Origin of the sequence: Candidatus Kapaibacterium sp., from assembly GCA_023957315.1 — a bacterium.
Lineage (GTDB): Bacteria > Bacteroidota > Ignavibacteria > Kapaibacteriales > UBA2268 > PGYU01.
This window is the reverse complement of record JAMLHE010000014.1, coordinates 60,841-87,626: the sequence shown is the minus strand read 5'-3', so window position 1 is coordinate 87,626 and position 26,786 is coordinate 60,841. Positions and strand designations below refer to the sequence as shown.

Here is a 26,786-nt window from a genome sequence, read left to right as displayed (position 1 = left end):
AAATGTCTCAAATTTTCAAATACTGAAATGGGGATAAATCCACCACAATATTTACTATTGCATGATGCAGTCCATGTAAATAAAAACGACAATGTTCTTTGGATTACCACAACCGAGGGATTATTTATGTTCAATGGAAGCGAATTTATTAGAAATAATGATATACTTAATAATTTTGACCCTCTTAGTAAATTATTTTTTATACATTCTATGTATAAACATAATAATGGAGATATTTATATTTCAAGAGGTCCTAATCCAAATTTTGTTAAATATGATGGGACAAAGCTTGATACATTAGCATCACATCTCAGTGAAGATGAAATTATGATGTTAGGAAAGCACCCTCAAACCAATTTAGTAGCTCTTGATAACAAATTATACTTTCGTACTATCCAATTCGATTTAGCATATTTAGATTTGGAAACTCATGAGTACCACTATACATACATAAAAGATACGATAATTAACAATTTCATAAGCGAAGAAGAACTTATACCGTCATTGATGCCCATTATTACTGATATGCAAAAATATGGGGATGATAAGTTATTTTTAAGAGTAGATGACCTTTTTTACGAGAGCTTTTTTTACTTTGATGGGAAAAATATTGAAAAAGTAGAACTCGACAGGGATTTAATATTCCCTAATGACTCTGCATATCAAATAAATAGTATTCGTATTGACAGCAAACTTAGAAAATGGTGTTTTATAAGGTCTTTTAGAACTCTTAATGAACCTTATGATATGAAAGAGCATTATTTTATTATTGATAAGAACAATGATTATTTCAGGATTGAACCGGTTAAATACGGGTTTGAATATAACTCATATTTTAACGGATTACATGAACTGAGCAACGGAGCTACTTATTTGAGCATAAAAGGTGGATTCTTAGTGGATGACCCTCTCGGAGTATCGGTAACAGAAAGCGTTCCATCATTCTTAATGAATCAAGTCAGACCAAATCCTTTCAAAGACCGAGCACAAGTGGAAATTACCGCAACTCGTGCCGCAATTGATAACATGAAAGTAGAAATATTCGATTATCTTGGTAAAAGCATCAGACAAATCGAACCTTTCATAACATATCAACCGCTTACCGGACTTGCAATACTCGAAATAGAAACCGATGGAATCCGTCCGGGCTACTACTATCTCGTAGTCACAGACAACAGTGACACTCGTACAATGCCGATAATGATTAAGTAAAATTGTTTATACTCCCGTCAGGTGTAACACCTGACGGGACGCAACACGATAATCTTTCCCTTGACATTTTTGTGAATTGAACAAATAATTTAGGATATTAATATCATTTATCGAGTATTAATTTGCTTATTGAACCTCTTTTACCATCTGATATATGCACTAAATATACCCCATTTGGGAAGCCATTCAAGTCAATATTTGCATTTGACGTGGTATGATTCCGGGAATAAATTGTTTGTCCATTCAAATTCATAACTCGTACTTGATAACTTGAGATATCCGTAGATATGGCAATTGCTCCCGAACTTGGATTGGGGTGAATTTTTGCATATATAGCATTGAATTCGTGATTAATGTGAGATGTTTCGTCAAATTCTATAATAAAATACAACTGAGAACTACCACTTAAATCATTCCATTCGCCCGAAATTCCAAGCATCGTAGTACCAAGGGGCCATCCTGCAAGCGCAAGACCCGCATAATGTTGACTTCCGCCATAATTATCCGGTTCTTTAATGGTTCCTGTACTTTTACCTCCCCAATTATGGTATGCGTTATCAACTGCATACCCATCACCTTTACCAGCAGTTCCTTCACCTGACCAAAAATGGATTCCCATACCTTCATTTTTGCCGTCCCATATCCATTTTCCTTCTTCATTTTGGTCGGTAGCACCTATCCATACATAACCAATGCCTCCACCTGTTGGAAGTTGTGTATAATTCCAGGGTATTTTGGCGCCATTTACAATGGCATCGTAAAGAGCATTTTGCTCTTCGGAGGAATTGGTAATAGTTAGGTATCCGCCCCGTTCTACTGCACAGTCTGCGGCATCAGCCCATGTCATTGCTTTTTGTACGATTTCGTATGATTTGCCATCGAATGTAAATGAATATAGAGTATTTTCCTCTGCACACTGAGAAAAGATATTGTGTGTAAAAACAATAATCAACATGATTATTAATAATGCAGTTTTCATTTTATTTTTTCCATAATATGATAAAATATTGTTACTAATTCAAGTATATAACACAAAATTCATTAAAATGTTACAATAGTAAAAAAAAAAATCTAACGACTATATACTGTAGTTTTGCAAATATATTGTTAAGATTGCAAGATTTAATAACTGGATAAGGACACTCGTACAATGCCGATAATGATTAAGTAAAATTGTTTATGCGAGGCTGTCTCATAAGGGCAGCCATTTTTTATATTTTTGTGGAAAAATACGAGAAAATACTAGGTGCAAAATAGCGTCATAACAGCTGTAATCAACAATAAGTTAGCAGTGCTGTCAAGATGCAGTTATTATTCATCAAATCAAATCTTAGCGTTTCTGTATCTCATCATGGATGAAAATGATTAAGAGACTCATCCATTGGATGATAATAAAATTATTGATGAAATTGATATAAGCGATATCGAAAACAATTACATCGGTGGCGGAGCTACCAGCTACAGCCCGAGAATGCTTCTGAAAATACTCGTATATGCTTATATGAATAATGTCTATTCAAGCCGAAGAATAGAAAATTTAGTGCAGAAAATATTCATTATATGTGGCTAAGCGGTATGCAAAAGCCGGATCACAATACAATCAATCGCTTCCATGATAAACGCTTGGCAAGCGGCTTGAAAAGAAGTATTCTCTAAAGTAGTAATGCTATTTCATGAAGCCGGAATTTTGGATATTAAAGATATATACCAGACGGCACGAAAATAGGAAGCAAATGCCAATAAATACAGTTTTGTTTAGGGGTAAAAATATCCGAACCCGTAAAGAAAAAATATTACAACAAGTCAATGAATTGTGGAAATACGCACTTCAGGTAAGCGCAGAAAATGCGAGACGTCCGACCACAGAGCTATGAAGAGATAAATCCCGAGAGTATAACTGAAACAATAGAAGAAATAAATAAAGTATTGGTAAAAAAAGATTGATAAAAATGTACGCGCTAAACTGACAAGAGTGAAGAAAACTTGGTCTGAACAATTAAGGAAATATGAAGCATACGAAAAGCAAATGAACGGTCGCAACAGTTGTTCAAAAACCGACCCTGATGCAGTATTTATGCGAATGAAAGAGAAGACCGCATGCAAAACGGACAACTAAAAGCTGCTTACAACTGGCAAATAAGTACAAACAATCCAAATAGTGGTCAATTACAGCATTCATCAAACACCCGGAGACACTTCAACATTTGTTGAACATATAGAATCCATATAAACGCCAATATCGTGAATATCTAATTCAATCACAACTGATGCAGGTTATAGGAGTCATGAGAATTACAAATATGCAGAAGACAATAATATCGAGAAAGCCTATATCAAATACAATTATTTTCATAAAGAGCAGAAAAGCAAGTGGCAGAAAGACATCAGCAAGTCCGACAATCTATATTACAACGAAGAACAGGACTGTTACTATTGCCCAATGGGTCAAGCGATGGAAAATATCGGAGAGAAAGAAAAAATAACTTTGAACGGATACAAACAAATAGTTAGCCGATATAGAGCCAAAAACTGCGTCAGTTGCTGCGCTGCAGGCGGCTTATCACGAAGGAGCTGACAATCGAACGATAGAAATAAACAAAGAAGCAAAACGACTAAAGAGCAAAAAAGCAAAATCCCGACTGATAGGTCATGAAGGTGTGAAAAAACGAAAACGACGACCAATTGAACCAGAAGCGGGTTTTTGGCAATATCAAACACAACAAACAATTTAGAAGATTTTTTACTGAGGAGGCAAAGAAAAAGTAGAAATCGAAGTTGGACTATTGGCTCTAGCCCACAATCTGAGCAAATTTGTAGCTTAAAATAGCAAAATATCTCACTTTCCCATCAAAAATTGCCTCAAATTAGCATCAAAACATACCAAAAATGGAATAATACTCATTTCTAGTCCAATTATTAAATTTAGAATACTTATTATAACAATTAGTCCCATTTTATCACCTTATTGAAAGCCAAAGAGGCTGCCCTTGTGAGACAGCCTCCGCAAAACTTCGTTATGCTTTTAAAGTATAACGAAGTTTTATTTATTCATATACCTCAAATGTAGCATCAACAAACAATCTGTTTTGAAAAAAAGTCAAATTTTTTGCAAAATATTTTCAATTTTTATTTGGAAATAAGAATTTTTTTATATATTAGCAATGTACAGACATACAATAAAGACAATTGATGTTGAAAATTTGTAAAATAGGGATTTCTACAGAGCTACAGAGCTACAGAGCTACAGAGCTACAGAGCTACAGAGCTACAGAGCTACAGAGCTACAGAGCTACAGAGCTACAGAGCTACAGAGCTACAGAGGAGCGACGAGATGCTAAAATCTTATTGTATCCTATTGCACAGAACTTTTCCACATTCAAATACACTTGAAACACACAAGAATCATAGTCTCAGTTTAATAACCAAACTCTCGCAAAGTTCATTGACATACTATAAATCGTATTCACTCACTGTTGAGCGAGGTAGGATGTGATTGTGCGATGAACACCCATAGCACGGGGAGCTTTGGGGGTGGTCTGAATACCCAACGCGGGAAATTCGACGTGTATTTGCTTTTTGTTTTAAATAATAAAAATTTATAAAAAAAATTGAGTATTAACATGAAAAAAAAATATTTATTTTTGATAGGGGTGCTATTTATAGTTCATTCAATTGCACCCAAACTGTATAGTCAGTATGAACCGCCACCATGTTGGATGGATTGTCCATTAAGCATTTGGCAATTAGAAACGATAACCATGAGGTTAGGGGACATTTGTCCTACAACGCCGCCTGACTGTTTTAATCATAATTTAGTAATTCAATTTTGGCATAGGCACGCCGAATGTCCCGATCCAAATCCTCCATATGGTCAAATTAGTGAATATGATTGTCAAATCAAAAGCATCTCTTACCATGAAAATTGCAATAATATGTGTTTAGACCAACTTAATATATTTGGACTTTACAACATTGCATTGAAGAAAGTTTATAATTGGATGGTTGGTGAATATGGAATTAATCCACTTGATACTGCAGTTTGGCGAGCAGTGAATGTATCATGTTGGGGAAAACTAACTGTAGAGGGTCAAGTAATAATTGAATATTGTCCAAACTTCAGTGAAAATTGTTGTTGGAAAAAATATCATGTAACTCAGGTGAATGATGTAAATGTCTTTACATTAGTTAAAGCCTATATACCTGAAGGTGCACCACCAAACTGTGCACATGATACAAAACCTTGTTACTATTATTGTGATATGATATGACCTTCCCCCAATAGAGTGGACATTAGGAAAAGAGATGAAAACTAGTTAGATTTGAGAAAAACGGAGGTCAAAAATGGAAAAAGTAAAAAGAACATACGACAAAGAATTTAAAATAAATACTGTAAAACTGATATTAAGCAAACAAAAGCGAATATCGGAATTATCAAGAGAACTTGGTATAAACGAAAATACCTTGCATCTCTGGAAGCAACGGTATTTGAAAGATGCTGAAGGTGCATTCCCCGGTAAAGGACACCAAAGCCCTATAGATTCAGAGCTTACAAGGCTTAAGCGAGAGAATCGGGTTTTAAAAGAGGAGCGAGACATATTAAAAAAAGCACTCGGCATATTTTCAAAAGAATAGAAGATAAATACTCCTTTGTGGAAAAGCACTGCTCAGAATATGCAGTATTGAGAATATGCCGGGCAATAGGAGTATCAACGAGCTGGGTACTATAAATACAAGCAAAGATGAAACAAGCAATCGAAGAATGCAGACAAATTAATTAATAAAGAAATAAAGGAGATATTTGAAAAGAATATGAGTTTACGGGTCGCCCAGAATAACACAGGCATTGCGTCGTAAAAGGCATCATGATAGGTAAGAACAAGGTTGCAAGACTGATGCGAGAGCAATCTTTAAAATCAGTCGTAAAGCGAGAATTTAAAGCAGCTACCAATTCAAATCATAGTCTTCCGGTGGCTGAGAATCAATTAAAACAGAATTTTACAACAATAAGCCCAAATAAAGTATGGGCATCGGATATAACATATATCTGGACACGAGAAGGCTGGCTTTATCTAGTCGTTGTAATTGACATATTTACAAGACAGATAATCAGCTGGCGAGTTGACACAAGATTAAGCAAAGCGTTTGTACATTCTGCGATAGAAAAGTCAATCACGGAAAGGAAGCCCAAGCAAGGATTGATTTTTCACTCAGATAGAGGTGTGCAATACGCAAGCAACGAGGTACGCAATCTGCTTGAAAATAATCATATATCGCAAAGTATGAGTAGAAAAGGCAATTGTTATGACAATGCAATAACAGAAACATTTTTCCATACATTAAAAATGGAATTAGTTTACCAAACACGATTTAAAACAAGGAGTGAAGCTGAGATGATGATATTCGAGTATATTGAAGTGTTCTATAACAGACATAGGATGCATTCCAGTTTGAATTATTTATCTCCGCTAGAATTTGAACAACAATTTTTTAGTAACAAATAATCTCTTATATTTGTGTACACAAAACTGGGGGAAGATCAATAAATTTAGAGGAAGGTCCGCCGGAAAAAAGGTCTATTTTTGGATGTGGTACTGATTTTGTGAATGTTGAGTATGACAATTTGTTCGAAAGGATGAATCAAAAGTTCGATGGTCATCTACTTCATATATTTGATATAAACGGTAGATTAATCTCTTCAATAAAAATATCTTCAAACTTAAATCCTGATTTTGATTTATTGAAAGGTATTTATTTTTATCGCGTAATTGATGAATCTAATTTAATAGTTGAAAATGGAAAATTCATCAAATATTGAGGTATTTGAACTTCTTTTAAAAAGAGGACCCAGTCTAATGGGCTGGGTTCTCTTAAAATTTTAATTTATACGAGGCTAATATGAAATTCCTTTTAATTATTTTGATACAAATTTCATTTTCCTTTGGATTATTGTTTTGTCAATTCAAAGCAGATACTTTATATGATTTTAAAAACAAGATTAATGATGATAAACATCTTTTTGTGAGAACAATTACAACTAATCAACAACAAATATGGGTCAGTGTGAGACATGATTATGCAGATAATTATGTATTCCAATCTACTGATTTAGGTGCAAATTTTGCCCTTACTGTAAGAGATACAACTCCATATTTCTGGACAGAAGACTCCATGAAAGCACGTGAATTTCCAGGTTCAGCGATTCCATATTCTGCTGTTGCCATTGATAATGAAATATTTATGGGCAGGACAGGTGGAATTATTAGTAAGATAGATAAACAAAATAATAAATTTATAAATGATACAATATTTGGCACATCTTCTATTGTTAGAAGCCTTGATTATAATGATAATATAATACTAACATGCGCCGGATTTAATGTTTTTAAATCACCGGACAAAGGACAAACGTGGCAGCAAATAGCTCCAGATATCTCTAAATTTGATTATGATACAAGTTTTTATCTTAGCAATTCGAACATTAAAGTTATTGACAATAATATTTATTACTTACTTACATCAATAAGCAGTTATTCCGGATACTATGGTTCAAATTATCTTTTGAAAACATTAGATGGTGGATTATCTTGGCAAATTGTAACAAAAATAACTGGAGGGAGGCCTTTAAATTTTACAATTACACCCAACCATAACATTTTAATCAGTGGTGCTATTGTGATTCATAATGAAAACCCTCCTAATTACTATTACGAATGGATGATTAAATCTACTGATGATGGATTGACATGGAAAGAAGTTATTGGGAATCCCGAGAAATTTAATGGTTCCTTAAACCATGTTAAATTTTTTGATAATAATTTTGGGGTGTCCTATCACACAGGGTTCCTATATTATACATTTGATGGAGGTGACACTTGGGAATATATATATACACCTACCGTATTAGGAATTTCAATTTGGACTGTTGAGTTCTTAGATGAAAAAACAATTTTAATAGGAGATATGAAGTTAGGTTTGGTATTGAAACTAACGTTTGATCCCACAAGCGTTAATGACAGAACTGATGAATTGCAATACAATATCTTCCCCAATCCTGCAAGTGATTATATTACAATCCAAACTTCGGAAGGTTTGGAGATTAGCATTTTGAATTTGCTTGGTGAAACTGTGCTATCAGTCAATTTGGAATCGCAAAGCAACAGAATTAATGTTTCATCTTTAGCGCCCGGAATGTATTTCATCAGAATTGGAAATCAAATTCAAAAATTTATAAAGTTGTAGTTACCTTTACGTCACTTGTAACAACTGACGAAACAAATAAAAAAAAATGGGGCAATCAATGCCCCATTTTTAATTTTATTAATAGCGATTAGTTTTTGTTGACGTCGTTATCCGTATCAACATCGCCACCGATAGGTGTATTGATAGTGGGTTTGAGCAAAGTTTTTTCATCAATTTGGCTAACACCTTTTGTGAATTCAAATTTCAGCTTGTCAGCTCCGGCTTCATAATCAGCCGTAACAACAGCGCCTACTCCAAGATTTTCGACTAAAACAATCTCTGCGATTTCGTCTTCGAGGAATTTCTGGATTGCCCGTTTCAATGGTCGTGCACCATATTTTTCGTCGAAACCTTTCTCCACAAGGAATTCCTTCGCAGCGGTAGTTAGTTCGAATTTCATCTTATTTGCCTTCAATCTGTTCATTAAAGCATCGGTTTGAATGTCAATGATGCTCAATATATCTTTCTTAGTCAATTGATGGAAGATAATGAAATCGTCAATCCGGTTGATAAACTCAGGGTTGAACAATCGCTTGATAGATTCTTCGATAGTTGACTTGATATGTTCATAATCATTGGTAGATTTGTTGCTCGAGAATCCAATATTACCGCCTGCTTTGACGTCGCGAGTACCGACGTTTGATGTCATGATAATTATCGTATTCTTGAAATCTACTTTACGACCGAGTCCATCAGTTAGGACGCCATCATCAAACACTTGCAGAAGAATGTTGAACACATCGGGATGCGCCTTTTCGATTTCATCAAGCAAAATGATGCTATATGGCTTTCTGCGAACTTTTTCGGTTAATTGCCCGCCTTCCTCGTATCCGACATATCCCGGAGGAGCTCCGACAAATCTCGAGACCGAGAATTTTTCCATATATTCACTCATATCAATGCGAATGAGCGAATCTTCGGAATCGAACATAACTTTTGCCAAAGCTTTTGCAAGTTCAGTTTTACCAACACCAGTTGGACCTAAGAACATGAATGAGCCGATTGGACGTTTTGGGTCTTTCAATCCCGCACGTGCGCGACGAATAGCTTTTGCAAGAGACTTGAGAGCATCTTCTTGACCGACGACATATTTTGTCAAATCTTCAGCTAAATTCATCAATTTTTTAGATTCTTTTTCGGCGATTCTATTCACAGGTACACCTGTCACCATGGCAACAATGTCCGCAACGTCATCTTCGCTAACCGGAAACACTTGTTCTCCGGATTTGCTATCCCATTCGATTTTGGCAAGTTCGAGGTCGTTCTGTAATTTTTTCTCCATATCGCGCAATCTTGCAGCTTCTTCAAAATTCTGCTTTTTGACCACACTGTTTTTTTCAGAGCGAATATCAATTATTTTTTCTTCAAATTCCAAAATTTCCTTCGGAACAACGATGTTTGCCAAATGCACTTTAGCACCGGCTTCATCGAGTATATCAATGGCTTTATCAGGGAACATGCGGTCTGTGATATACCTTTCGGCAAATCTTACGCAGGCTTCGATAGCATCATTTGTGTAAACCACGCTGTGATGCTCTTCGTATTTGTCCTTGATATTATTCAAAATTTGCAAAGTTTCATCCGATGATGGCGGGTCAACCAAGATTTTTTGGAATCTGCGGTCTAAGGCACCATCTTTTTCGATATACTGGCGGTATTCGTCTAAAGTTGTAGCACCGATGCACTGAATGTCGCCGCGTGATAATGCGGGTTTGAACATATTCGAAGCATCGAGCGAGCCGCTGGCACCGCCGGCACCAACGATAGTGTGAATCTCATCTATAAACAAAATCACATCTTTAGCTTTTTCCAATTCATTGATTACCGCTTTCATACGCTCTTCAAACTGCCCGCGATACTTTGTGCCTGCAACAAGTGAAGCAAGGTCAAGAGTCACAATCCGTTTGTCGAACAAGGCACGAGAAACTTTTTTCTGAACGATTTTCAGCGCCAAGCCTTCCACAATCGCAGTTTTACCAACACCGGGTTCGCCTATTAAGACAGGGTTGTTCTTCTTGCGACGTGATAGCACTTGCGATACACGCTCGATTTCCTTCAATCGACCAATCACGGGGTCAAGTTTGCCTTCCAATGCGAGTTTAGTCAAATCACGTCCGAAATTGTCAATCACGGGAGTCTTAGCCTTTTCCTTCGTAGCTTTCGAAACAGGAGTTGCACCTTGCTGAGGACGCATGAATTGAGGTTGACCACTCATAATGCCGTCTAATTCACGGCGAGCAGCATCATAATTAACAGTAAATTGCGATAATATTTGGGCAGCAATATTTTCTTCATCTCTCAAGAGCGACAGTAGCAAATGCTCTGTGCCAATAGTTTCGGATTTGAATAATTTAGCTTCGAGATAAGTAATTTTAAGTACCTTCTCAGCTTGTTTTGTAAGTGGAATATTGCCGATAGTTATAGTATTACTCGATTGTCTGACAGTATCTTCAATTCCTTTTTTCAATTTAAACAAGTCTGTACCCAAACCTTTCAGGATACGTACAGCCATTCCATCGCCTTCGCGAATGATACCCAGCAAAAGATGCTCAGTACCAATGTAGTCATGTCCGAGACGAATCGCTTCCTCTCGGCTGAGTCTTATTACATCATTTACTCTATTTGAAAAATTTCCTTCCATAGTCCTTTCAATTTAGTTTTAAACTGTATTATTGACGCTCTAAGTCAATGAATATTTGTTGAGGTAGTGTTAGTGTGGAAAAGTGAAGCTTATTGCTTCATGTGGGCTTCTCTGTGCAATTCTACGATTAAGTTGAACGCCTGTACCGGAGTCAGATGGTCAATTTTTATTGCTGCAATTCGTTGACGCATCTCATCATCACGAAATTCGAAAATAGCCAATTGGTCTTCGCTGTGCTTGGGTTTTGTGGTTTTAATGGATTTCATATCGGGCTTGTTTTTACGCTCAGTACCATGTTTTTCTTCGTCGAGTGTAGCCATAATTTCATCTGCCCGCGAAATCACTTCGTACGGCATACCTGCCATTTTGGCTACATGAATGCCAAAACTATAATCACTTGCACCGGGAACGACGTTATGGGAGAAAATAATGTCTGAGCCTGTTTCGATTACCTCAACCTTGTAATTTTTTATGCCCGAGTAACGTTCTGATAAATCGTTCAATTCGTGGTAGTGAGTGGCGAATAAGGTTTTCGCTTTAATTTTGTTATGAATGTGCTCGGCGATTGACCACGCGATGGAAATCCCGTCAAAAGTTGCAGTTCCGCGACCGACTTCGTCGAGCAGAATCAAGCTACGTTCAGTTGCATTATTCATGATATTTGCAGCTTCTTGCATTTCCACCAAAAATGTACTTTCTCCGGCTGTGATATTATCTTGAGCTCCGATTCGAGTGAAAATCTTATCCACAACGCCGATTTTTGCCGATTCTGCTGCGACATATCCGCCAATTTGGGCTAGCAATACATTTACCGCGACCTGTCGCAAATAGCACGACTTACCGGACATATTAGGACCTGTGATAATATGAATTAAATTATCATCAGTGTTCATTTCGGTAGAATTTGGAGTAAAATGGTCGCCCTCTTTGAGCAATTTCTCAACAACGGGATGGCGAGCTTTAACTAGTTCTAAAACGGTTTCTTCGGTAATTTCCGGTTTGACATAATTATTTATTTTGGCGATTTCGGCGAGTGATTGTAAACAGTCTATAGTTGCAATTACAATCGCATTATTTTGAATTTGTTTTGTGCTTTCGGCAATTTTAATAATTACTTGATTAAATAATGAATTTTCAATTTCGGATATTTTTTCTTCAGCATTTAATATTTTGGTTTCAAATTCTTTTAATTCATCGGTAATGTAACGCTCGGCATTTCGCAAAGTTTGCTTTCGCACATAATTTTCGGGAATTTTATTAAGGTGAGTATTTGTAATTTCGATATAATATCCAAATACGCTTGTAAAGCCAACTTTGAGCGATGGAATTTCAGTGCGACGTTTTTCTTTTTCTTGATAATCATCGAGCCATTTTTTAGCAGAATATTTAGCTGTAAGATAGGAATCTAATTCTTCGTCATATCCATCGCGGAAGACTCTGCCCGTACCTAATTGAGCCGTAGGGTCATCTATGAATGAATTTTGGATTAGTTCGACAACGTCATCAGTATTCAGGAAATTATTAATTAAATTAATTATTTCGGCATTTGAACTGCTTTTTAGCATTTCGCTAATCATCGGAATTTTTGCAAGACTATTTTTAAGAGCCACCACATCACGGGGATTAGCTCTTGCAGTGCATATTTTGGTAATAAGCCTCTCAATATCGCCGATTTCTTGCATCAATTTTTGCAAATCTTTCCGAATATTATCATTATCGTAAAAATAAGTGACCGAATTTTGTCGTTTTAGAATATCCTTGCTATATACCAAAGGCATACTTAGCCACTTCCGAATCATACGGCTGCCTTGCGGAGTAATTGTTTTATCAATTACAGAAACCAGTGACGAGGAACTATTATCAGTTTGGGAAAATAATATTTCTAAATTTCGCCGTGTGGATTTATCCAACTGCATATATTTTTCGACATTGTAGCGATTTATGGTGCTGATATGACCGATAACACTATTTTGAGTTTCGCTGACATAATTTAATAATGCACCTGCAGCCGATATTCCATAATTTAATTCATCAATTCCGAAGCCTTTTAGCGAACTAATTTTGAAATGTCGGAGTAAAATATCGAGAGTAAAATTATATTCGAAAATCCAATGCTCAATTTTCGTCATAACCGGTGTGAAATTCATTGCCGATAATTCTGAGGTAAAATAATCTTTCTGCTCTTTGCTCACGAGAATTTCAGCCGGATTGAGACTAACTAAAACATCATTTAATTTAGTGGACTCAATTTCTGTTACGGAAAATTCGCCTGTAGAAATATCGGTAATTGCAATTCCTATTTGTTTAATATATGACTTTAAGTCTTTAGCATATAATGATATAATATAATTATTACTTTTCGTTTCCAATAATTTATCATATAGAGCAACTCCGGGTGTTACAACTTCGACAACGCCGCGTTTGACGATACCTTTGGCTTTTTTCGGGTCTTCGAGTTGCTCGCAAACGGCTACACGATGCCCGGCTTTAACGATTTTCGGCAAATATGCATCGAGTTGGTGATACGGAAAACCTGCTAAAGGCGTATCTGCACCTGCACCGTTATTTCGCTTAGTGAGAGTAATTCCGCAAACCGCCGCTGTAATTACAGCATCATCGCCAAAAGTTTCATAAAAATCTCCAAGTCTAAATAATAATATAGTATTGGGATATTTCTGCTTAATTTGGTTATATTGTCTTCCTAAAGGAGTTTTGCTTTCTTTCATCATTATTTAACTCGGTATTTGTACAGAATTCATACGACCGGAAATCATATTTACTCTTTTATTAATATAATTTGTAGGCTTAGCAGGCGACCATCTATTTGGATTTGGCAAAACAGATGCCAACAAAGCTGCTTCACGACGACTTAAATTAATTGCCGATTTACCGAAAAACTTTTTAGATGCAGCTTCTGCACCATAAACCCCGTCGCCCCATTCGACAACATTTACGTAAATTTCTATAATTCTTTTTTTATCCCAAATTGCCTCGATTAAATATGTAAAATATGCTTCAAAAGCTTTTCTGACATAATTTCGTGAATGATTCAGGAATGTATTTTTTGCAGTTTGCATAGTGACTGTGCTTGCTCCTCGCTTTTTTTTGCCTTTTTGTCGTTTATTATAGTTTTGCGCCTCTTTTACAGCTTTCCAATCAATGCCGTAATGAGTCATAAATCTTGCGTCTTCTGCTGCTATTATTGCTCTGATTAAATTTGGAGAAACTTCGTCGTAGTCAACCCATTCGCGTTCGATAAATTGCAATTTACCGTCTGCGATGGATTCTACAGAACGAATTATAATCAGTGGCGTCAGTGGCGGGTTTACATATTTATAAACTACTACTAAAGCGACTGAAAAAATAATAAATAGCAGACTATAATATATTATAATTCTAAATATTTTACCAATCATGATTCACCGGAGCTACAGAATTTGAAATAGAATGCGAAAATGTAATTTCCAAATTGACAGTATCGGGTGGATTCAAGCGAAATTTGTCGAAAATAAGGCGAAAATTCTTCTCTCCATTGGGAAAAATATCGCCATAGCCACGCTCTACTCGCTGCATTTCATTCCCGTCAGTATAAGCGGTCGCTATTAAAATTACAAAATAAGCAGGAATTTCGCCGACATTTTTTAATGTAACATCGGCGAAATAATGCCCACTTTCAGCAAAACCGAATTTCTTTTCCGAAACAATTATTTTCGGGTCTTTTTTCGGCTCACAAGCAGAAATAATTAATATAATTATAAATATATATATTAATTTATTTCTCATTTAGCGAATTCTTCTAAGAAAATTGCACTTGCTTTAATTCCACCAAAGAAATTATCAATTGAAAAACTCTCGTTCGGCGAATGAATATTGTCCGAAGGCAAACCGATGCCCATTAATATTGTAGGTGCGTTAAGTTCCGAGCCGAACATTTCGACAATTGGAATCGAACCCCCTTCGCGCATCATGATTGGGTCTTTGCCGAAAGCTCTGTTCATAGCGCGCTTTGCGGCATTCAGACCTTCGCTTTCGAGTTCAATCATCACAGGATTGCCACCATGAAGCGGAGTAATGTCCAATTTCACTGTCGGAGGCGTGATTGCCTTCAAATGATTGGTGATTTTTGCAGTTATATCTTCATGATTTTGATATGGCACAAGTCGCATCGAAATTTTTGCGGATGCTTTTGAAGGCAGAATTGTTTTGGCACCTTCGCCTGTATAACCACCATAAATTCCGTTAAGGTCTAAAGTTGGGCGAGCCCAAGTACGTTCTAAAGTTGTGAAGCCAAATTCGCCGTTTCCTTCTGCTACTCCCAATTCTTCAGTGTATTCCTCGTAATTGAACGGTAACTTTGCAAAGCCCTCTCTCTCTTCGCTTGTGAGAGGCTTGACGTCATCGTAAAAGCCCGGAATTGTGATACGACCGTACTTATCTTTAAGAGATGAAATAATGTCGCATAGCACGTTTAACGGATTATCAACAGCTCCGCCATAAGTTCCTGAATGCAAGTCGCGATTGGGTCCGGTCACGGTAATTTCGATGTAAGACAGCCCACGCAATGAATAGCAAATCGAAGGCAAGCCCTCTGCGAACCACTCGGTATCGGATACCATTACAGTATCGCATTTGAGCATTTCCTTATGCTTGCGGATAAAAACGTCGAGATTATTGCTGCCACACTCTTCTTCGCCTTCAATCATAAATTTGACATTGACAGGTAATTTTGCGTTAGTTTTTTGGTAAGCTTCGACTGCTTTGATGTGTGCGAAAACTTGCCCTTTATCGTCGGAGCTGCCACGAGCATAGATTTTGCCATTATTCACAACAGGCTCGAATGGTGGAGAATTCCATAATTCGATTGGGTCAACGGGCTGAACGTCATAGTGACCATAAATCAAAACTGTCTTTGCATCTGCACCTGCACGCAAATCTTCGGCATATACCACCGGATGCCCTGCTGTTTCGTAAAGTTCCACGCGGGGCATTCCAATATCATTAAGCTGAGTTACGAGCCAATCTGCAGCTTTACGAGTGTCTTGGTTATGTTCTGTCTGGCTGCTGACACTGGGTATTTTCAAAAAATCAACCAATTCTGTGAAGAATCTGTCTTTGTTCGATTCGATAAACTGAATGTAATCGCTCATTTTTTTTCCTTTTAATCAAAAATATCAAATATTTTTATTTTTGGTTTGACGAATGAATGTGGCTAATCGTTAAAATTTTCTTTCACCTTAGTTGTAGTTAAATTCTGTTGTAGAATTCTATATAATTGATATTTCCATTGTTTTAATCATTTGTTGAAGCTTTTTTCAAAATTTTGCAAATGAAGACATAACTAAACATTCCTAAAATTTTATTTAGTTACAACTGCATTGTTAAAAGTGATAAAATTCGCTTAAACTTGTTTAAATATTGACAATACAATCACAATAATATCAAAATATTCACTATTTTTGTATTAAGTTAATTTAACTTGTTTGAACAATTTTTGGATAAATTATGAATATATTAGTCTTAAACTGCGGAAGTTCATCTCTCAAATTTCAAATCATTGAGACAGACTTAGAGTTAATCGAAAAGCATGCAGATGTATGTTTAGTCAAAGGTTTAGTCGAAAGAATCGGCTCACAATCACTGATTTCCATCAAAGTAGAAGGAAAACAAGCGTTCAAGCAAGCCGCTCCACTTCGCGACCACAAGCAAGCAATCAATTATGTCATCAACTGGATTATTTCCGACGAATCACAAATTCCGGGCATTAATTCCATCAACGACATTCATGCTGTCGGACATAGAACAGTTCACGGTGGTGAAGCTTTTCACCATTCTGTACGTATAGATAACGATGTAATCAAAAGCCTCGAAGATAACATAGACTTGGCTCCGCTGCATAATCCGGCAAATATCAAAGGTATCAAGGCAGCAAAAGATGTCTTTGGACCGGGAACGCCACAAGTCGCTATTTTCGACACATCGTTCCACCAAACGATGCCGGAAACTAGCTATTTGTACGCCATTCCGTATCAATATTATAGAAGATATAAAATTAGAAAATACGGTTTCCATGGAACATCACACAGATATGTATCCTACAGATACAGAAAAATTGAAGGGCTCACAAAGGATGAAACCAACATCATTACTTTGCATCTCGGCAATGGTGCTTCATGTTGTGCGATTAAAAATGGCAAATCGCTCGATACATCAATGGGTTTCACTCCACTCGAAGGGCTTATGATGGGAACTCGTTGCGGCGACGTTGACCCTTCTGTTATCGAATTTATCGCTCACAAAGAGCAATCTACTTTAGATGAAATTTTCAACATGTTGAATAAACGCTCCGGTTTATTGGGAATTTCGGGCTTAACACACGATATGCGTGATTTGCTCGAGGAAGAAGAAGAACACCAAGACAGACGTGCTACACTTGCTGTCAAAATGTTCAGCCAAAGAATCAAGAAATATATTGGTGCATATTTGGCTCAGATGAATGGCGCCGATGCGATTTGTTTCACAGGCGGTATCGGTGAAAATGCTGCCGAAGTGCGAGCAAGAGCATGTGAAGATTTGGAATGGTTCGGAATAAAATTAGACGAAAAATTGAATAAGCAAATGATTCGTGGAAAAGAAGGTATTATCAGCACTGCCGATAGTCGTATCAAAGTTTATGTTTTGCCTACGAATGAGGAATTAGTTATTGCTCGCGATACAGTCAGAGTTGTTTTAAATGCAAAATTACCATAATATAAAGGTGAAATAATGTCAAAAAATCCATTTATTGATGAAATTAGAAACAAAGCTAAGTCGAAAAATGCGCTTGTAGCTTTTCCGGATGCAGAAGATATCCGTACTATTAAGGCAAGCCGCTTTCTAAAAGACGAAAAAATCGCTCGTCCGGTTTTGGTTGGCAATCCCGAAAATATTCGAAAGGTTGCTACTGAAAATGGTGTAAACATTGAGGATATTTTGATTTACGATTCTAAGAAAGATGAACATCGCAATGATTTTGCAGCTATGCTCTACGAAAAACGCAAACACAAAGGAATGACACAAGAACAAGCCTTTGAGACAGTCGGTAATCCGCTCTATTATGCAGGATTTCTGCTCGAAACAGGCATTGTCAATGTTGTCGTAGGTGGAAACGTTTCGAGCACAGGCGATGTAATGCGTGCTTCGATATTTACCGTTGGTGTCGCCGAAGGCATTTCAATCGTAAGTTCATTTTTCATTATGACTTTCCCCGATAAGATGTATTGCTTTGCTGATTGTGCGGTCAATCCCGACCCAACAGCACCTCAACTTTGTGATATCGCAATCAGTTCGGCAACAAATTTCCAAAAAATTACCGGCGTTGAACCGAAAATCGCTATGCTGTCGTTCTCAACAAACGGAAGTGCAGAGCATGATTTAGTAGCTAAAGTACAATCGGCTACTTCGATGTTGAAAGAAAAAGCACCTCATTTGCAAAGTGATGGCGAAATGCAATTAGATGCAGCAATCATTCCATCAATCGGCGAACGGAAATTCCCGGGCTCGACAGTTGCCGGAAAAGCGAATGTACTTGTATTCCCCGATTTAAACTCAGGCAATATCGGTTATAAACTTACTGAACGTTTGGCAGGTGCGGAAGCAGTTGGTCCAATAGTGCAAGGATTGCGCAAGCCATATTGCGATTTATCACGCGGTTGCTCGGTGGACGACATGGTCAACGTTGCTGCAATTTGCAGCTTAATGTAATTTTGATTTAACTATATAAAAAAATGGGACAATTTATCGTTGTCCCATTTTTTTTTAAATTTCATTTCCCTTATGCAATCGTAACTTCGGGGCTAAGATAAACATCTTGGATTGTGTTCAGCAACTTTACTCCTTCTTCCATCGGACGTTGGAACGCCTTTCTACCCGAAATTAGCCCTTGTCCGCCTGCACGTTTGTTAATTACTGAGGTTACGGCAGCTTCGGCGAAGTCATTTGTACCTGATGCGCCACCGCTGTTTATGAGTCCAATTTTGCCCATATAACAATTTGCGACTTGGTAGCGACACAAATCAATCGGGTGGTCTGAGGAAAGTTCAGTATAAATGCGCTTGTCGAATTTTCCGTAAGATGAATTGCCCATATTGAGAGCATCGAATCCGCCGTTGTTTTCAGGTAATTTTTGCTTGATAATGTCAGCTTGAATCGTCACACCCAAATGGTTTGCTTGTCCGGTCAAATCTGCCGAAACGTGGTAATCTTTGTCCTTTTTGAATTCCGGATTACGCACATAGCACCACAAAATAGTCGCCATCCCAAGCTCGTGAGCTAACTGGAACGCTTCGGCTATCTCGACAATCTGACGTGAACTTTCTTCCGAACCAAAGTATATCGTCGCACCAATTGCAGCAGCACCCATATCATAAGCCTGTTCTACTCTGCCGAATAGGACTTGGTCAAATTTATTTGGGAAAGTCATCAATTCGTTATGATTTATTTTGACAATGAAAGGGATTTTGTTAGCGTATTTACGTGCAACGATGCCAAGCACGCCAAAAGTCGAAGCAACAGCATTGCAACCGCCTTCGATAGCTAATTTGACGATATTTTCGGCATCAAAATATATAGGATTTTTGGCAAAACTTGCTCCGGCTGAATGTTCGATACCTTGGTCAACAGGTAAAATTGACATATAGCCTGTGCCAGCCAAACGTCCATGATTGTAAATCCATTGCAAATTCCCGATTGTACGGTTATTTCGGTCTGAATTTATGAAAACTCTATCCACAAAATCCGGCCCCGGAAGATTAAGTTGTTCTTTAGAAATTTTTGGTGTCGAAAAATTTAACAAATAATCGGATTTCTCGCCCAAATACTCAGTGATTTTGCTCATTTTATACTCCGTTTCAATAATTTTCTGAAATTTTTTACAATAATTATACTAATACGTTTATCATTTGTATTTTAATATATTCGATTTTGCTAAATTACGAAAATTTTTATGAATAACAAACTGGTACTTTGGTAATGATGACAAAAGCATGGTTTTTAATATTTACTACATTTTTTATAATTTTTGTTATTTCCTCAACATTTGCTCAAGCAGACAGATGCCGTGACTTTATGATAACTGATGGCTCAGAGCAACTAATTGACTTAGGAATTGATACAACCGGTAATTGGTGGGTGATTACAGCACCATTTAGTTTCAAATACAGAATCACAATCAGCGATGTTGAGTACGATGTCTTGGACTCGCTGACATTGCCCGTTTTCTCACATGATGGTAACAACTGGGCATTCTTTGGATATGATGTAGGCAGCTGGAAATTGTTTACTCGTTATGAAGTTATTGATTTTGGCTCGGTCACCCCGGGTAGCATCATATTTTCTACGCTAACCAATCTTTTGGTTTATTCGGTATATCGTGGAGATATAGAGTATGTCAATTTAAACGGCAGAGAAATTCAAATTATGCATCGAGCCGGGAAATTACACATCAGTCCTTGGGGTGATAGATTTGCTTTTACTGCACTCAGAGGCACCTCTCATGTTGTCAATATCAATGGTCGTGACAGCGATTTTTTTGATGATATTTTAGATGCCGGATTCAAAGAAAACGGCGAATTTGTCTATGCAGGCAGACGTGGCAACGGTTGGAGAGTTTACTACAACGAGAAGGAAATTTCGACAGAATTCAAAGAAGTGTTGGAAATCGCAGTCAACCCTATCGGGAAAACAGTTGGTGTTTTAGTGCTGGGCTTTAGCTCCAAATATCAAGGGGTAATGTTTTCGGATGAATACCGAGAACCGCTCTATGGAATGATGTACGACAATGTTTGGGGACTGGCTGTGCATCCCAATCTTGCACTAATCTCGTATGGAGCAACCTTCAATTTGGCTAATTTTGTAGTATTCAGCACCACGGAATATAATGGTGGATTGACTCCGGGCGTTCCCAGATTTACTCACGATGGTGATGTTTTGTATTTTATGGGCTGTGATATGGATTGCTTTGTCAATGTCAATGGTCGCAAATATGTTGTCTATGGCGGATTAGACCCATCGCATCCTGTTGCAATTGATACCGAAGGCAAGGCAATTGCTTACGGAACATCATTACATCTAAATATGACTTATTTGGAAACACGCAATACACATGCTGGTATCATGGTTGATTACTCTTCAAAGGCAATATACAATCGAAAAACTGAAAGATTCGAATCACTCGGTGTAATCAATAATCGTGTGTATTTGCTAACGTGCAAGCCTTAGCGCTTGATAATCTTGTGATTGTAAGTTCGATTGTCGTTGGTAACGAGATTAACGATGTATATTCCGGCTGAAAGATGAGCCAAATTATAATAATCACCGCTTTTACATTCGGCGATTAAGTTACCGTTTAAGTCAAAAAGCATTGCTTTGGCAATTTTGTCGGTAAAATTGATTTGATTTCCATCAATTCGGACTAAGTCATCTTTGTGCGGCTCATCAATGCTATTAATAACATCATATATACTTACCTTGAAAACTATTGTCTGGACATCATCTGGGTAACCGATTTCATGAAAATGAAAAGCCGCTTCGAGATAGCCGAATGATTGGTTTGGATAGGCATGAAATATAAATTTGTTGTCAAACTTTGATTCCTCGCTTAGCTCGAAAGTAAATCCTGCGATATGCGAATCGAAATGAAATTCGCCCGGACACTGCACTGAAGTTTCCCAATTTGCCGGGACTTCAGTCAAATACTCTTTCTCCCAACTTATAGTTACAGGTTCGTCTGTCAGACTAATTATTTCGGCATAATCATAAACATAATCGAAATCCGGCGTTTTTTTGATGATAATTTCAGTTGGTTCGACTTTGAAATTAGCAGCTTGGAGATTAGTCGCAATAAACAATAAAACAAGGAGATAGTATATAAATTTCATAGAGCAACCTAATTTTTAATAAATAACAATAGAGGATTTTGCTTTAGAAATATTTTATTTAAATCGTAAGGCTCGCAATGGGCTTATGCTCACAGCAATAAATGCCGGAATAATGGTCGCCGCTAATGTAAGCACAAGAGAAACTGCAATCACAAGAAGATAATGTTCCGGCACAATGGCTATCGGCAATGTATCCAAAAAATAAATTTCACCCTTCAATCTTATAATTCCATAGCTTTCTTGCAATTTACAAAATATAAAAGCGATGCCTGTGCCCAATAAAGTGCCCGTTAGTCCGATTACAAAGCCTTGATTGACAAAAGATGCCAGCAATTCCCTCTTCCTCATCCCCAAAGCTCTCAAAATGCCTATGGAGTTAGTCTTTTCGAGAATAGTAATTAATAAAGCTGTAATAATATTCAAAACAGCAACGAGCGAAATCAGCCCCAAAATGATTGGAATAGGTTCCTTTTGTAATTCAATCCAAGAAAAAAGTGAACCGTGAAAATTGAAAATTGTAAAAGCAAAATACGGGTATCTCAAATATGATTCGAGAGTATCAACTAAAGCTGTTGATTGGTGCATATCGGTCAACATTATTTTATACGATGAAGCAGTTCCATCTGGCATGTCGAATAATTTTGCGGCTCGTTTCAACGGAATCAGGACTAAAACATCGTCAAATTGCACCATACCGCTTTTGTAAATAGCTTTAATTGTGAAGTTATCAGCTTTGATACCGCCAAAATTGAGTGCAGAATTGTCTTTCATAGTGAAAATCACAATTTTATCGCCCATTTTTACGCCGAGTTTTTCGGACATCCTCTCGCTAATTATTGCTTCTTTGGCATTGTCGTCAGTAAATGAATATGTGCCTTGGGTGATAAACTTCTCGAATCCTGTGACAGACTTTTCGGGAATTATACCGTTTATAGTAATTCCGTCGGTATGCAAATCGGAACGAATCAATCCTTCCCTTTCGAGAATGGGCTCAACTCCTGTGACTTGCTTAAAATTTTCTTTTATTTTTTCGCTCGTTTCTTCATAATTCGGGAGAGGTTCGCGGTTGAATGAAGTAACGATAAGATGCGCCGAAAATCTTTCTGCGGTGCTGTGCAACTTCCTGTCGAAACCTTCGAGTATCGAAAGGGATAATATCAAAGCTAAGCATCCCAGCGTGACGCTCGCCAATGCGACAATTTTTGTAAATTTTAGAAACCTTTTCCTCCGTACACCTTGTGTAAGTCGCGAGGAAATCAATCGCACTAATGAATGATTCATGATTTATTTACTTTTCGGAGGTGAATTTTAGTCATGAATTCTTTATTAATTCTCTTGCAATCACAATTTGTTGAATTTCCGAAGTCCCTTCGTAAATTTCAGTTACTTTTGCATCGCGCATCATACGCTCAACAATATACTCTCGGACGTAGCCGTAACCGCCATGAATTTGGACAGCTTCACGAGTGACTTCATTTGCAATTGTTGAAGCAAATAATTTAGCTTCCGAGCTTTCCCGAATGTGGTCCATTTCGTTATCACGCAACCAAGCAGCTTTGAGCACAAGAAGCCGTGCAGCATTGATTTTCATAGACATTTGAGCTAATTTTGCTTGAATCAATTGGTGTTCGCAAATTGGGATTCCCATAGTTTTACGTTCTTTCGAATATTTTAGAGCGGCTTCAAATGCACCCTGAGCTATTCCCACAGATTGAGCTGCGATACCGATTCGACCACAATTCAAACCTCTCATGGCGATATAAAATCCTTCGCCAACTTTGCCGATAAGATTTTCATCAGTCAATTTAACGTTAGTTAATCCTATTGAACATGTGTCGGATGCTCTCATTCCCATTTTATCTTCCTTTTTGGCAGGTTCAAAACCGGGCGTATCTTTTGGGATAACGAAAGCAAGAATTCCTTTGTGCTTGAGTTCGGGGTTGCTTTGTGCAAAAACGATATAAGTATCGGCGTTGCTACCGGAAGAAATCCAATTTTTCATACCGTTTACAATCCAATAATCGCCTTCTTTAACTGCGATGGTGCTCTGTTGGCGAGCATCGGAGCCGGCTTCGGGTTCACTCAAACAGTAAGCCCCAATATGTTTGCCTTCGGCTAATGGGCGGAGAAATTTTTCCTTTTGCTCATCTGTACCATAATTTTCCAAAATCCAGCAAACTAAAGAATTTTGGACAGAAATCACGATACTTGTTGCGGCATCTACTTTGGCAAATTCTTCCATTGCTAATGTATAACTAATAGCATCCAATCCGGAGCCGCCCCAATCAGGGTCCACCATCATTCCGAGGAAGCCGAGTTCGCCCAATTTCGATAATATTTCTTTTGGGTATGTAGCATGAATATCTCGCTCGATTGCGCCCGGTGCCATTTCCTCTTGTGCAAATTTTGCGGCTGTGTCTTTTATTTGCATTTGAATTTCGTTCAATTCAAAATTAATCATAATTTCTCTCCAATACTTTTCTTATATCGTCAACTATTTCAACTATGAAATTAACAAAAAAAACAAAACAAGCTACATATTTTTCGAAATCATTCGTTCAAAATATGCAACTTTTATTGTTTTAAACGTTCTAATATAATGTATGTTTGACTGAATTGATATTTTTGTTATTTTTACATAATAATATACAAACAATATACAAGGAGTATATAAAATGAGAATCTTTTACTCAGCATTATTGATTTTTGCGTTTGCTTTTTCTACAATGTTAGCACAACCGAAGCTCGAAATAGAGGGCGGAACTACTTACGATTGGGGCAGAGTAACACCTGAGCAAAACCCACTTAAGGCAAGTATAAAACTTCACAACAAAGGGGATAAAACACTTGAGATTAAGCGAGTAAAACCCGGATGTGGTTGCACCACAGCACCGCTTGACACTAATATTATCGCTCCCGGTAAATATGCCACGTTGGAAGTTACGCTAAATGTTTCAACATATGACGGACCGGTTACGAAGAGCATAAGTATCTTTACAAACCAACCCGAAGAAAGAACAATGCTGATGATTAAGGCGAATGTAATGCGTCCGATAACAGTTTTTCCGAAATTTTTGAGCTTTCCAAAGCTTTTTATTAATGAAGAAAGTGTCGGAAAGGTTGTAATCACAAACAATACCGATAAGCCGGTAACAGTGACCGGAGTAGATGTGTCGGCAAGAGTTATTGCCGGTGCAACTGATGGTGAAGCGACTATGAAAGTCAACGTCAAAGTTGGTGATGTTTTAAATCCTAAAGTACCTTATACAGTCGAAGCCACACTTATGCCAAAGTCAACAGGTAGATTATCTTCGAGCGTGAAAATCAAAACTGACAGCAAAGAATCAGGATTGATTGAAATTTCGGGATGGGGCAATATTGTGGACCCCAAAGAAGAACCTAAGACAGGTCAAAACAGATAGAACTATACAAAATTCTAAAAAAATGGGCGCTGATATTAATCATCGCCCATTTTTTATTTCTCTAATATCTTGTTGTACCGTTTAATTGTACATCCGGCATTTCGTGGCTTGCTTCTGAATCATTCTCAGGTGTGTTAGTTGTTACACTGAGCTCGACACCTCTTCGTTGATATGCAGGCATATCAAACTTTTTGAGTTGAATTTCACCACGCGGACTTGAGGGAACAAAATTCGTAGGCACAACTCCTGTTTTTTCGTGATAGAATCCTCTTGGAACCTTAGTAACAGGAAACTTTGGGGCTACAGGTGCTTTTGGAAATGGAATTTCAATCGGTTTAGATTTTTCCTTTGTATTCATTTCAACTGCTATTTCAACTTCAGGGACTGATTCTTCTTCATGGTTGAATCCAGTCGCAACCACTGTCACCATGATTTGTTCGTTCATATTCGGATTTTGTACCACACCGTGAATCAAGTTAGTGTCTTCGCCGGCTTCTTGCTCGACTATAGTCACAGCGCGAGCGATTTCATTCATAGTCAAATCATCGCCACCGGTAATATTCACAAGTACGCCTTGTGCACCTTTGATTGATACGCCGTCAAGCAATGGCGAATTAAGCGCAATTGCAGTAGCTTTCTCTGCTCTGTTTTCACCTTTTGCAATACCGATACCCATGATAGCATCACCCATACCGGACATAATTGCTTTAACGTCTGCAAAGTCAACGTTTACAGTACCGTGGCATGAGATGATTTCGGAAATTCCTCTTGTAGCATTCAACAAAACGCCGTCAACTATTTTGAAAGCTTCTTTGAATGATGTGTTATTGTCAATAATTTCAAGTAATCTTTGGTTGGGGATAATAATAAGTGCGTCAACACCTTCTTTCAATCGTGCAATGCCATCTTTGGCACTTTTACTTCTTCTGATGCCTTCCCATTGGAAAGGCTTAGTAACCACCCCCACGACCAAAGCACCCATTTCTTTAGCAGTTTGAGCGATTACAGGCGCCGCTCCGGTTCCTGTACCGCCACCCATTCCGGCAGTTACAAAGACCATGTCGCTGCCTTTGATAACTTCCTTCAATTCCGTAATACTTTCTTCTGCAGCTTTTTGTCCAACTTCCCAATTACCACCCGCGCCTAAGCCTCGAGTAGTGCCGTCACCTATTTGAATCTTGGTTTTAGCAAGATTATGTTCAAGAGCTTGTGCGTCAGTGTTGACTGCAATAAAATCAACACTTTCGAGACCGCTCGAAATCATGTTGTTGATAGCGTTTCCACCGCCACCACCAACTCCAATTACGCGAATCCTTGCTCCGGTCGAAATAGTAGTATCAATCCCAATTGGCATAATTT

23 protein-coding genes are annotated in these 26,786 nt (G+C 37.6%); 12 read left to right on the top strand and 11 right to left on the bottom strand.

Features of this window, described 5'->3' with window-relative positions; genetic code table 11:
• Nucleotides 1–1,212, top strand: a 1,212-nt coding sequence (locus M9949_12625; GenBank protein ID MCO5252245.1) for a hypothetical protein, incomplete at its 5' end; no start/stop codon positions are given.
• A 103-nt stretch (nucleotides 1,213–1,315) separates the two neighbouring features.
• On the opposite strand, the gene M9949_12620 is transcribed toward M9949_12625, so the two are convergent.
• The gene (locus M9949_12620; GenBank protein MCO5252244.1) at nucleotides 1,316–2,191 is read right to left on the bottom strand and encodes a T9SS type A sorting domain-containing protein; all 876 of its coding nucleotides are present in this window, start codon (nucleotides 2,189–2,191) and stop codon (nucleotides 1,316–1,318) included.
• A 402-nt stretch (nucleotides 2,192–2,593) separates the two neighbouring features.
• On the opposite strand from M9949_12620, the gene M9949_12615 reads away from it, so the two are divergent.
• The 7 genes from M9949_12615 to M9949_12585 all read left to right on the top strand — a co-directional run bounded on the left by M9949_12615 (nucleotide 2,594) and on the right by M9949_12585 (nucleotide 8,451).
• Nucleotides 2,594–2,782: a transposase gene (locus M9949_12615; protein MCO5252243.1), complete on the top strand. Its 189-nt coding sequence runs from the start codon at nucleotides 2,594–2,596 to the stop codon at nucleotides 2,780–2,782.
• A gap of 730 nt (nucleotides 2,783–3,512) precedes the next feature.
• Nucleotides 3,513–3,695: a hypothetical protein gene (locus tag M9949_12610; protein MCO5252242.1), complete on the top strand. Its 183-nt coding sequence runs from the start codon at nucleotides 3,513–3,515 to the stop codon at nucleotides 3,693–3,695.
• A gap of 706 nt (nucleotides 3,696–4,401) precedes the next feature.
• Nucleotides 4,402–4,602, top strand: coding sequence for a hypothetical protein (locus M9949_12605; protein MCO5252241.1), 201 nt, complete (start codon nucleotides 4,402–4,404; stop codon nucleotides 4,600–4,602).
• Between the two features lie 230 nt (nucleotides 4,603–4,832).
• A complete protein-coding gene (locus M9949_12600; protein MCO5252240.1) occupies nucleotides 4,833–5,480 on the top strand; it encodes a hypothetical protein in 648 nt (215 codons plus the stop codon).
• Between the two features lie 73 nt (nucleotides 5,481–5,553).
• Nucleotides 5,554–5,844 (top strand): transposase, encoded by a 291-nt coding sequence (locus M9949_12595; protein MCO5252239.1) that lies wholly within the window; start codon nucleotides 5,554–5,556, stop codon nucleotides 5,842–5,844.
• A gap of 230 nt (nucleotides 5,845–6,074) precedes the next feature.
• Nucleotides 6,075–6,713, top strand: a complete 639-nt coding sequence (locus M9949_12590) for an IS3 family transposase (GenBank protein MCO5252238.1) — start codon at nucleotides 6,075–6,077, stop codon at nucleotides 6,711–6,713.
• A 559-nt stretch (nucleotides 6,714–7,272) separates the two neighbouring features.
• Nucleotides 7,273–8,451 (top strand): T9SS type A sorting domain-containing protein, encoded by a 1,179-nt coding sequence (locus M9949_12585; protein ID MCO5252237.1) that lies wholly within the window; start codon nucleotides 7,273–7,275, stop codon nucleotides 8,449–8,451.
• An 88-nt stretch (nucleotides 8,452–8,539) separates the two neighbouring features.
• On the opposite strand, the gene M9949_12580 is transcribed toward M9949_12585, so the two are convergent.
• From M9949_12580 to M9949_12560, 5 genes are all read right to left on the bottom strand, one after another.
• Nucleotides 8,540–11,092 carry an ATP-dependent Clp protease ATP-binding subunit gene (locus tag M9949_12580; protein ID MCO5252236.1) on the bottom strand — a complete coding sequence of 851 codons (2,553 nt, stop codon included), beginning with the start codon at nucleotides 11,090–11,092 and terminating at the stop codon, nucleotides 8,540–8,542.
• Between the two features lie 89 nt (nucleotides 11,093–11,181).
• Complete coding sequence (mutS, locus tag M9949_12575) at nucleotides 11,182–13,821, bottom strand: DNA mismatch repair protein MutS (protein ID MCO5252235.1); 2,640 nt, start codon at nucleotides 13,819–13,821, stop codon at nucleotides 11,182–11,184.
• A 3-nt stretch (nucleotides 13,822–13,824) separates the two neighbouring features.
• Nucleotides 13,825–14,508, bottom strand: a complete 684-nt coding sequence (gene mtgA, locus M9949_12570) for a monofunctional biosynthetic peptidoglycan transglycosylase (protein MCO5252234.1) — start codon at nucleotides 14,506–14,508, stop codon at nucleotides 13,825–13,827.
• Complete coding sequence (locus M9949_12565) at nucleotides 14,498–14,875, bottom strand: hypothetical protein (GenBank protein ID MCO5252233.1); 378 nt, start codon at nucleotides 14,873–14,875, stop codon at nucleotides 14,498–14,500. The genes mtgA and M9949_12565 overlap by 11 nt, the downstream gene beginning before the upstream one ends.
• The gene (locus M9949_12560; GenBank protein MCO5252232.1) at nucleotides 14,872–16,239 is read right to left on the bottom strand and encodes a dipeptidase; all 1,368 of its coding nucleotides are present in this window, start codon (nucleotides 16,237–16,239) and stop codon (nucleotides 14,872–14,874) included. The genes M9949_12565 and M9949_12560 overlap by 4 nt, the downstream gene beginning before the upstream one ends.
• Nucleotides 16,240–16,594: 355 nt before the next feature.
• Between M9949_12560 and M9949_12555 the strand changes: the two genes are divergently transcribed.
• Nucleotides 16,595–17,839 carry an acetate kinase gene (locus tag M9949_12555; protein MCO5252231.1) on the top strand — a complete coding sequence of 415 codons (1,245 nt, stop codon included), beginning with the start codon at nucleotides 16,595–16,597 and terminating at the stop codon, nucleotides 17,837–17,839.
• A gap of 15 nt (nucleotides 17,840–17,854) precedes the next feature.
• Nucleotides 17,855–18,832, top strand: a complete 978-nt coding sequence (pta, locus tag M9949_12550) for a phosphate acetyltransferase (protein MCO5252230.1) — start codon at nucleotides 17,855–17,857, stop codon at nucleotides 18,830–18,832.
• 70 nt (nucleotides 18,833–18,902) lie between these two features.
• Here the strand turns inward: pta and M9949_12545 are convergent, their stop codons facing one another.
• Entirely contained in the window at nucleotides 18,903–19,964 is a 1,062-nt protein-coding gene (locus M9949_12545; GenBank protein ID MCO5252229.1) for a class I fructose-bisphosphate aldolase, read from the bottom strand.
• A 134-nt stretch (nucleotides 19,965–20,098) separates the two neighbouring features.
• On the opposite strand from M9949_12545, the gene M9949_12540 reads away from it, so the two are divergent.
• The gene (locus tag M9949_12540; protein MCO5252228.1) at nucleotides 20,099–21,346 is read left to right on the top strand and encodes a hypothetical protein; all 1,248 of its coding nucleotides are present in this window, start codon (nucleotides 20,099–20,101) and stop codon (nucleotides 21,344–21,346) included.
• Here M9949_12540 and M9949_12535 read toward each other — a convergent pair.
• From M9949_12535 to M9949_12525, 3 genes are read right to left on the bottom strand one after another with little or no spacing between them, the layout of a single operon-like run.
• Nucleotides 21,343–22,005 carry a T9SS type A sorting domain-containing protein gene (locus tag M9949_12535; GenBank protein MCO5252227.1) on the bottom strand — a complete coding sequence of 221 codons (663 nt, stop codon included), beginning with the start codon at nucleotides 22,003–22,005 and terminating at the stop codon, nucleotides 21,343–21,345. The genes M9949_12540 and M9949_12535 overlap by 4 nt on opposite strands.
• 54 nt (nucleotides 22,006–22,059) lie before the next feature.
• Nucleotides 22,060–23,286, bottom strand: coding sequence for an ABC transporter permease (locus tag M9949_12530; GenBank protein ID MCO5252226.1), 1,227 nt, complete (start codon nucleotides 23,284–23,286; stop codon nucleotides 22,060–22,062).
• 31 nt (nucleotides 23,287–23,317) lie between these two features.
• Nucleotides 23,318–24,463 (bottom strand): acyl-CoA dehydrogenase family protein, encoded by a 1,146-nt coding sequence (locus M9949_12525; GenBank protein MCO5252225.1) that lies wholly within the window; start codon nucleotides 24,461–24,463, stop codon nucleotides 23,318–23,320.
• Nucleotides 24,464–24,680: 217 nt separating this feature from the next.
• On the opposite strand from M9949_12525, the gene M9949_12520 reads away from it, so the two are divergent.
• Nucleotides 24,681–25,427, top strand: a complete 747-nt coding sequence (locus M9949_12520; GenBank protein ID MCO5252224.1) for a DUF1573 domain-containing protein — start codon at nucleotides 24,681–24,683, stop codon at nucleotides 25,425–25,427.
• A gap of 61 nt (nucleotides 25,428–25,488) precedes the next feature.
• Here the strand turns inward: M9949_12520 and ftsZ are convergent, their stop codons facing one another.
• Complete coding sequence (gene ftsZ, locus M9949_12515; protein ID MCO5252223.1) at nucleotides 25,489–26,781, bottom strand: cell division protein FtsZ; 1,293 nt, start codon at nucleotides 26,779–26,781, stop codon at nucleotides 25,489–25,491.
• Nucleotides 26,782–26,786 lie beyond the last annotated feature (5 nt).